Source organism: Variovorax sp. P1_H12_2 (genome assembly GCF_056405335.1).
This window is the reverse complement of record NZ_JBFUCI010000297.1, coordinates 1-8,068: the sequence shown is the minus strand read 5'-3', so window position 1 is coordinate 8,068 and position 8,068 is coordinate 1. Positions and strand designations below refer to the sequence as shown.

At 70.3% G+C, this 8,068-nt stretch carries 8 protein-coding genes; all 8 read right to left on the bottom strand.

Translation table 11 applies throughout. The features are described from left to right. Nucleotides 1-671: Bug family tripartite tricarboxylate transporter substrate binding protein (locus AC1D2K_RS24445; RefSeq protein WP_478091659.1), on the bottom strand; the 671-nt coding region annotated here is incomplete at its 3' end. Nucleotides 672-682: 11 nt separating this feature from the next. Beyond that, complete coding sequence (locus AC1D2K_RS24440; RefSeq protein WP_478091658.1) at nucleotides 683-1,654, bottom strand: VOC family protein; 972 nt, start codon at nucleotides 1,652-1,654, stop codon at nucleotides 683-685. A 19-nt stretch (nucleotides 1,655-1,673) separates the two neighbouring features. Next, complete coding sequence (locus AC1D2K_RS24435) at nucleotides 1,674-3,152, bottom strand: aldehyde dehydrogenase (protein ID WP_478091657.1); 1,479 nt, start codon at nucleotides 3,150-3,152, stop codon at nucleotides 1,674-1,676. Nucleotides 3,153-3,167: 15 nt separating this feature from the next. Continuing rightward, entirely contained in the window at nucleotides 3,168-3,977 is an 810-nt protein-coding gene (locus tag AC1D2K_RS24430) for an aspartate dehydrogenase (RefSeq protein ID WP_478091655.1), read from the bottom strand. 14 nt (nucleotides 3,978-3,991) lie between these two features. Next, on the bottom strand, nucleotides 3,992-5,689 hold the full coding sequence (locus AC1D2K_RS24425) for a thiamine pyrophosphate-binding protein (protein WP_478091654.1): 1,698 nt from the start codon (nucleotides 5,687-5,689) through the stop codon (nucleotides 3,992-3,994). Further along, complete coding sequence (locus AC1D2K_RS24420) at nucleotides 5,682-6,521, bottom strand: SDR family oxidoreductase (protein WP_478091653.1); 840 nt, start codon at nucleotides 6,519-6,521, stop codon at nucleotides 5,682-5,684. Before AC1D2K_RS24420 ends, AC1D2K_RS24425 begins: the two co-directional genes overlap by 8 nt. Nucleotides 6,522-6,540: 19 nt before the next feature. After that, nucleotides 6,541-7,386, bottom strand: a complete 846-nt coding sequence (locus tag AC1D2K_RS24415) for an IclR family transcriptional regulator (protein ID WP_478091651.1) — start codon at nucleotides 7,384-7,386, stop codon at nucleotides 6,541-6,543. 30 nt (nucleotides 7,387-7,416) lie between these two features. Next, the coding region (locus AC1D2K_RS24410; protein ID WP_478091650.1) for an alpha/beta fold hydrolase at nucleotides 7,417-8,068 on the bottom strand (652 nt) is incomplete at its 5' end.

Here is an 8,068-nt window from a genome sequence, read left to right as displayed (position 1 = left end):
CTCTTGATGAAGGGCAGCGTGGCCGGCAGGTTGCTGAACATCAGCGGCACCACGCCGCCGAGGACGTCGTTGAGCGCCGGCGCGGTGCCCTTGTAGGGGACGTGCAGCAGGTCGACACCGGCCTGCTGCTTGAACAGCTCGCCCGCCAGGTGCAGGCCGCTGCCCACGCCGGGCGACGCGTACGACAAGGTGCCGGGCCTGGCCTTGGCCTGGGCGACCACCTGCTTCGCGTCCTTGAAGCCGGATGCGGGGGCGGCCACCAGCACGTTGGGTGCGGTCGCGAGCATCGTCACCGGCACGAAGTCGCGCTCGATGCTGAACGGGAAGTTCGGCATCAGGGTCGGGTTGATCGTGAGGTTGCCGGCCGGCACCACCAGCAGCGTGTGGCCGTCGCCCTTGGCGCGCTTCACCTTGTCGATGCCGATGTTGCCGGCTGCGCCCGCGAGGTTCTCGACCACGGCCGGCTGGCCGTAGCGCTTCGCGAGTCCTTCGGAGAGCACCCGCGCCAGCGTGTCGACCGGGCCGCCCGGCGGGAACGGCGAGACGATCGTGAAGCGCTCGGCGGCCAGCTGCTTCTGGGCCTCGCTCTGCGCCTGCGCGGACGTGAGGGCCGCGAACGCCAGCAAGGCGGTGCCGAAAAGAAGGCGCGGAATGGAAGTGCGTCGTGTCATCGGGATTGCGCTCACTTCTTTTCGGTCAGGAAGGCCCCCTTGGGACCTTCGGCGTTCTTCTGCCGGCGCGTATGGCCGTCGAGGCCGCCATCGACCGCCCATTCGGCGAACACGGTCGGGCCCGGCTCGAACTCGCGCGGCTGCCATGCGGCCGTCAGCTGGTCCTCGTCGGCGTAGTACTCGATCAGGCCGCCGGCCGGGTTCTTGAAGTACCAGAAGTAGGCGGAGGAGACCGGATGGCGGCCCGGGCCGAGCTGCGTTTCCCAGCCGCGGCGCGAGAAATGCAGGCCGCCGCCGAACACCTCGTGGATGTCGCGCACGGTGAAGGCCACATGGTTGAGCCCGCGCTTGCCCGAGGGCAGCTGCAGCAGGAACAGGTCGTGGTGCCCGCCTTCCGCTGCGCAGCGCATGAAGGCGCCGCGGTTCGGGTAGCTGTCGGAAGAGACGAAGCCGAAACGGTCCGCATAGAAGGCACCGGTGGTCTTGACGTCGCCGACGAAGAACACCACGTGGCCGACCTCGATCGGCGTCGCGCGCTCGTACACCGGCGCCGGCCGGTCCACGCGCGGCTTGTCGTTCCAGGTGTTCATCGCGCCGCAGTCGATCTCGACCGCGTGCTTGCGGCTGACCTGCAGCCGCACGGCCAGGCCGTTCGGGTCGATGCAGCCGATGCGGCGCGCGCCGTCGACCGTCGCATCGACGAAGCCGGGGTCCTTGGCGATGGCCGCCGCGTAACGCTCGAGGTCGGCGTCGTTCTCGACGCCCCACACCACTTCGCGCAGGGTCGGGCCCTCTTCCATCGCCGGCGGCAGGCCCGGCTTGTCCAGGGCCGCGACGACCACCTTGCAGCCGTTGAGGCATTCGAAGACCAGTTCGTCGGCGGCCTCGGACTTCAGCGTGAGGCCCCAGTCCTGGAAGAACGTGCGGCAAGTGGCGAGGTCGTCCGCCGCATAGGTGATCTGGTCGATGCCCAATACGCTCATATCAAAATCTCCATCGCTGTCATAGGCCTGCCCAGGGCAGCGGTTGATCGTTGGTGCCCCAGTACATGCTCTTCTGCTCCATGTACTGGAAGATGCCCTCGCGGCCCTTCTCGCGGCCCAGGCCGCTGTCGCGCCAGCCGCCGAACGGGGTCGAGACCGAGAACTGCTTGTAGGTGTTGACCCAGACCGTGCCCGCCTGCACCGCGCGGCCGAGCCGCCAGGCGCGCTTGAAGTCGCGGCTCCAGACGCCCGCGGCCAGCGCGTAGACGCTGTCGTTGGCTTGCTTGATCAGTTCCTCTTCGTTGTCGAAGGGCATCGCGACCAGCACCGGGCCGAAGATCTCTTCCTGGCTGATGCGCGCGCTGTTGGTGAGGCCTTCGAGGATCGTCGGGGTGTAGAAGTAGCCGCGCTCCAGGCCGTCGCCGTGCGGCCGCACGCCGCCGGTGCGGATGCGCCCGCCCTCGGACACGCCGAGCTCCACGTAGCGCTCGATGCCCTCGCGGTGCTTGGCGGTGATCAGCGGCCCCATCTGCGTGCTCTCGGCGGCCGGGTCACCCACGCGCAGCGCGTTGGCGCCCTCGGCCAGGCGGGTCAGGAACTCGTCGTAGATCGACCGCGCGACGAACAGGCGCGAGCCCGCGATGCAGGATTCGCCCGAAGAGCTGAAGATGCCGTAGAGCACGCCATTGACCGCGTGGTCGAGGTCGGCGTCGTCGAGCACCATGGTCGGCGACTTGCCGCCGAGCTCGAGCGAGACCGGCATCATCTTGTCGGCCGCGATGTGCGCAATGTGCCGGCCCGTGGTGGTGCCGCCGGTGAAGGACACGCGCTTGACCAGCGGATGCTTGGTGATGGCGTCGCCGATCACCGAGCCCTTGCCCGGCAGCACGCTGACGATGCCCTTGGGCACGCCGGCCTCCTCGCAGATGCGGGCCAGCTCGAGCGCCATCAGGGGCGTCACCTCGGCCGGCTTGACCACCACCGCGTTGCCCGCGGCCAGCGCCGGCGCCAGCTTCTGCGCCTCGCTCGCGATCGGCGAATTCCACGGCGTGATCGCCGCCACCACGCCCATCGGCTCGTGCACGCTCATCGTGACGAAGGGGCCGCGCGACGGCGTGATGGTGTCTTCGAGCGTCTCGAGCGCAGCGGCGAAGAACTGGAAGGTGCCGGCGGCGCTGGCCACCAGGTTGCGGGTCTCGCTGATCGGCTTGCCGTTGTCCAGGCGCTGCTTCTGGGCCAGCACCTCGCCCTGCTCGCGGATCAGCTGCGCCACCCGGTGCAGCACCGTCGCGCGCTGGTGCGGCAGCATCTGCGCCCAGCCGCTGGTCAGGAAGGCGTGGTGCGCGCGCGTGATGGCTTCGTCGACGTCGGCCAGGCTCGCGGCCCTGAGGCGCGCGATCGGTTCGCCGGTGGCCGGATAGAGGCTCTCGTAGACGTCGCCGCCGCCCAGGCGCCAAACGCCTGCGATGTTGAGGGGAAGGAGTTCGGAAGAAATCATCGGGGTTCCCTGGTTTCAGATCGCCATGGCCGCGACACGGTTGCGCAGTGCACGCACGGCGCTGTAGACCGTCAACGCGGAGGTCTTGGGATTCGCTGCGAGCGGCTTGTTGCGCATCGTGAGTTCGAAGCTGCCGAAGGCGCCTTGGGCCTCGACCACGTGGACGTTGTCGGCCACCGCCGGATCGGCGATCAGGCGCACCAGGGTGCGGTCCAGCCCGAGGCCGGCGAGCGACACGGTGGCGGCCACGTTGGCGTTTTTCGGGTAGAGCGTTGCGGCTTCGCGCGCGCTGCCTTCGAAGATCACGATCTCGCTCGTCAGCGCATCGAGATCGCGGCCCTGCTCGGCCGGCGTGCCCTTCCAGGCGCGCGGCGGTTTGCGGCCGGTGTAGCGCACCTCGTCGAGGCCGCCGATGCGGGCCGCGGCCAGCGCGTCGATGGCGCCGATCGCACCGGCGATCAATTGGACCTGCGTGCCGCCCGCGAGCGCCGCGGATTCGAGCTTTTCAGCGAGGCCCGCGGCCGAGAGCGCGCCCACCGAGGCCACGATGCAAGGGGTGCCGCGCTGCAGGGCCGGCAGCACATGCGCCTCGATCGCCGCATGGCCCGCCGCTTCGACGACCAGGTCGATGCCTTCGAGCGGAACCGACGACACGAGCTGCGCGCCCGGTGCGAGCCGCTGGGCCGTGGCCTGCGCCGCAGCGAAGGCGTCGGCCGGCACGACGATGGCCTTGACCTCCAGCGCCGTGTCGGCCTGGAGCAGTTCGAGCATCGAGGCACCGATGGCGCCGCAGCCGACGAGTGCAATGCGCGTGATGGCGGACATGCGAAGGCCTCCGCTCACTTGGCCGTGCCGAGCGCAGGAATCTGCGTGATCGTGTTGGTCGGCGGACCCGCGAAGGTGCTCTTGAAGCCGCCGATGGACAGCATGTCGATCTCGAGCAGGAAGGGACCGTCGGTCGCCAGCGCCTCGTCCAGGCGGGCCGGCAGGTCGGCCAGCTTCTGCACGCGCGCATGCGGCAGGGCGATCGACCGACACAGCAGGTCGTAGTCGGGCGTATGCAGCTCGGCGTAGCACTGGCGGCCGCCGTACTGCGCGTCCTGGATGTTCTTGATGACGCCGTAGCTCTTGTCGTTCATCAGCACGATCACCATGGGGGCCTTCTCCTGCACCATGCAGGCCAGCTCGCCCAGGTTCAGGATGAAGCCGCCGTCGCCGGCCAGGCAGAAGGTCTTGCGGCCCGAACCGGTCACCACCGCGCCGATCGCCGCGCCAATGGCCATGGGCATGCCCTGGCCGATGCCGCCGCCCGTGGCGTGCACGCCGGCGCTGGGTTCGAAGATGCGCAGCTCGCGGTTGCCCCAGGTGCTGTTGGAGACAGTCACGTCGCGCACCCAGTTGAAACTGCGGCCGGCCACCGACTGGATCTGGCGAACCAGTTCGGCGTACGGGCCGAGGCCGTCGCGCAGCGTCGCGACGGCCTGGTCGTGCGCGGCGCGCAGGTCGACCAGCAGCTGGGGGTCGGCCTGGTACTTCGCGGCTTCGAGGCGATCGGCGAGGCCTTCGAGCGCCAGCGCGGAATCGCCGCAGACGAAGGCTTCGGAGGCGTAGCAGCGGCCTTCGGCGGCGGCATCGGCGTCGATGCGGTACAGCGGGCGCGGCAGCTTCAGCTCGTACTTGAGCGTCTCGTTGCCGCGCAGGCGCGAACCGACCACGAGCATTGCGTCGCAGGTCTGGTAGAGGGCCTCGACCGGCTTCTGGATGTTGTAGGCGCCGAGCGAGCCGGCATCGTCCTCGGGCACCGTGCCGCGGCCCTGGGTGGTGGTGACCACGCCGAAGCCGAGCTTCTGCAGGCGCTGGATGGCCGCACGGGCGTGGCGCGCACCGCCGCCGACCCACAGCAAGGGGCGCCTGGCCTTGGCAAGGCTCGCGGCCAGGGCGTCGAGACCGGCTTCCGACGGCACAGGGGCCTCGATCGGCAGCGGCGACAGGTCGGCCGGCATCGTGGTGAGCGCCGACTGGATGTCGATCGGAATCTCGACGCTGACGGGGCCGGTGGGCGCGGTCATCGCGACCTGCACCGCGCGCTTCAGGGTACCGAGCACGGTCTCGACGCTGCGCACGCGGAAGGCGGCCTTGGAGATGGCCTTGAGCATCGTGAGCTGGTCCGGTGCCTCGTGGATGTACGACATGCCGCGGTCGATGTAGGGCGTCTCGATCTGGCCCGTGAGGTGCAGCAGCGGCGCGCCGGCGGTCAGCGCCTCGACCATGCTGCCGGCGATGTTGCCGGCGGCGGGACCGGTGCTGGTGATGCACACGCCAAGGCTCGCGGTGGAGCGCGCATAGGCGTCGGCCATGTTGCCGGCACCCGCTTCGCCCCGCGACGAGATGAAGCGGATCGCGCCGCGCTGCGCGAAGGCATCGAGGATCGGCATGTTGTGGATCGAGATGACGCCGAACGCCGCCTTGACGCCGCATTGCTCGAGGAAGGCGGCGACGACGGCGCCGACCGTGACGGTGTTGTGTGGGTTATGCATGGCGGGAATGGCCTCCGGAAATGTCGATGTGGCTGCCCGTCGTATAGGACGCGAGCGGTGAAGCGAGGAAAAGAATCGCGCGCGCGGCTTCGATCGGAAGCCCCAGGCGACCCAGCGGGATGTGTTTGTCGTGCGCGAGCTGGCCGCTCCAGGCGGCCCAGTCGAGCTCGGTCTGCGCACGGGCCTCGAAGCGGCGGCGCCACTGGCCCGACTCGACCAGGCCGATCAGGATGCCGTTGACCCGCACGCCCTGCGGCGCGAACTCGGTGGCCATCGAGCGCACCAGGCTCAGCAGGCCGGCGCGGGCCGCCGAGGTGGCGACCATGTGCGGCTCGGGCTGGCGCGCGAGCAGCGAATTGGCGCAGACGATCGCCGCATCGCCGAGCACCGCGCGCTGCGCCGTGAGCTGCGGCAGGAAGGCGCGCGTCGGGTGGATCACCGAGAAGAACTTCAGGTGCAGCTCGTCGCTCCAGGCCTGGTCGTCGGTATCGGCGAAGGTGGACACGCGCCCCTGCCCCGCGTTGTTGATCAGCATCGAGGCCGGGCCGAGCGCGGCTTCGCTCTCGGCGGCGAAACGCTTCACCGACACCGCATCGAGCACGTCGCAGGTGCGGGCGAAGAGGCGGGCCTCGGGACGCGTGGCGCGCAGGCCGGCCACCGCGCGGTCGAGCCGCTCGACGTTGCGGCCGCACAGCGCCACCGCGGCGCCGCAGTCCAGCAGCAGCTCGACGGTCGCCAGGCCGATGCCGGAGGAGCCGCCGGTGACCACGGCCACGCGGCCGGCCAGCGCATCGGCGGCGAAGAAGTTCGAGGACAGGTGAGGCATCGTCATTTTCTTTGGTCGGCTGCGCTCAGGCGCGGTCGCTGCCGCGAAGAGGGATCACCCGGCCCGCGGGGGCCGGCGAATAGTTCAGCAGGCCGGAGATCTCGTCGGCGCTCTGGCGCACGCGCTGCACCATCTCGTCCATCCGGCTTTCTTCGATGTGGCCCGAGGTGATGGTCGCGCCCAGCGCCGCCACGATGTGGCCGCTGTGGTCGCGCACCGGCGCGGCGATGGTGGAAATGTTGGATTCGAAGAAACCTTCGCCCAGCACGTAGCCGCGCTGGCGGTCGGCCTGGACCATGTCGAACAACTGGTCGACCGAGACCGGCGTGCTCGGCGAGAAGGACTCGAGCCGGCCTTCGGGATAGAGCGCGCGCAGTTGCACCAGCGTCAGGTCTTCGAGCAGGACGCGACCGAGCACCGTGGCATGCGCGGGCAGCCGCGTGCCGACGGTCACCGAACTCGCGAACGGCGTGGGCGGAGCGACCTTCGCCACGTAGACGATCGATCGGCCGTCGCGCACCACCAGGTTGCACGGCGTGCGCAGGTCGTCGCACAGGCGCTGCAGGAGCGGCGTCCCGAGCTGCGTGAGCTCCAGCGAGGCCAGGTATTCGAAGCCCAGGCGCAGCACCGACAGCCCGAGGCGGTAGTCGCGCCCGCCTTCGGCGCGCTCGAGGAAGCCCATGTTCTCGAGCGTGGTCAGGAGCCGGAACACGGTCGAGCGCGGCAGGTCGAAGCGGCGCGCCAGCTCGGGCGCCGAGAGTGAGCGGTTCTCGCGGCTGAACTCGCACAGCAGGCGCAGCCCGCGCTCGAGCGCGGGAACGTTGTAGCGGTCCGCGCCTTCGTCGATGGGATCGATGTCGTTGGTAGCCATGGTGCCTCTGGGTTGTTGTCTGGGTCGTTTTCAGGATGCCAGAACGTCGCGCAGCAGCGCCGCGACGGCTTCCGGCCTCTCGACGTAGCTCGCATGGCCCGTATCGGCGATCAGCTCGAGCGCCACGCCGCACTTCTGCGCCACCTCGGCGCAGCCGGCGGGCGGCGTGACGATGTCGAGCGCGCCGCAGGCCACGCGCACCGGCATCGCCGGCGGCAGGTCGGCCAGCAGCTCGCCGCCGCACAGCAGCTCGACCGCCTGGCGGTAGCCGCCTTCGTTCAGGCGCGCCATGTTCCAGCGCACCCACTGGCGTGCCTGCTCGCTCGCGTTGGCGGACAGCAGCCGGGCGTCGGCTTGCGCGGCCATGCCTGCAACGCCGGCGCGCACCAGGGTGTCGAGCCGCAGGGTGCGCACGCGCTGGCGGGTTTCGGCGCGCTCGGGGGCGCCGTAGCCAGCCGCCGGGCTGATCAGCACCAGCCGCTCGATGCGCGCCGCCAGCGCCGAACCGGGCCGGGTGGCCGCGGCGGCAGTCAACGCGCCGAGCGAATGGCCGACCAGGGTGCAGCGGGCGACGCCGAGGGCATCGAGCATCGCGCCGAGCCGCTCGGCGTAGTCGGCGGCCTTCGGCGCCGAGGGTGCCAGCGGCGTCGATGCGCCGTAGCCGGGCGCGTCCCAGGCGATC

What these genes read in the sequence shown, in the direction of transcription:
- AC1D2K_RS24440 (WP_478091658.1), bottom strand. Translation starts at nt 1,654, where the DNA reads ATGAGCGTATTGGGCATCGACCAGATCACCTATGCGGCGGACGACCTC.
- AC1D2K_RS24435 (WP_478091657.1), bottom strand. Translation starts at nt 3,152, where the DNA reads ATGATTTCTTCCGAACTCCTTCCCCTCAACATCGCAGGCGTTTGGCGC.
- AC1D2K_RS24430 (WP_478091655.1), bottom strand. Translation starts at nt 3,977, where the DNA reads ATGTCCGCCATCACGCGCATTGCACTCGTCGGCTGCGGCGCCATCGGT.
- AC1D2K_RS24425 (WP_478091654.1), bottom strand. Translation starts at nt 5,689, where the DNA reads ATGCATAACCCACACAACACCGTCACGGTCGGCGCCGTCGTCGCCGCC.
- AC1D2K_RS24420 (WP_478091653.1), bottom strand. Translation starts at nt 6,521, where the DNA reads ATGACGATGCCTCACCTGTCCTCGAACTTCTTCGCCGCCGATGCGCTG.
- AC1D2K_RS24415 (WP_478091651.1), bottom strand. Translation starts at nt 7,386, where the DNA reads ATGGCTACCAACGACATCGATCCCATCGACGAAGGCGCGGACCGCTAC.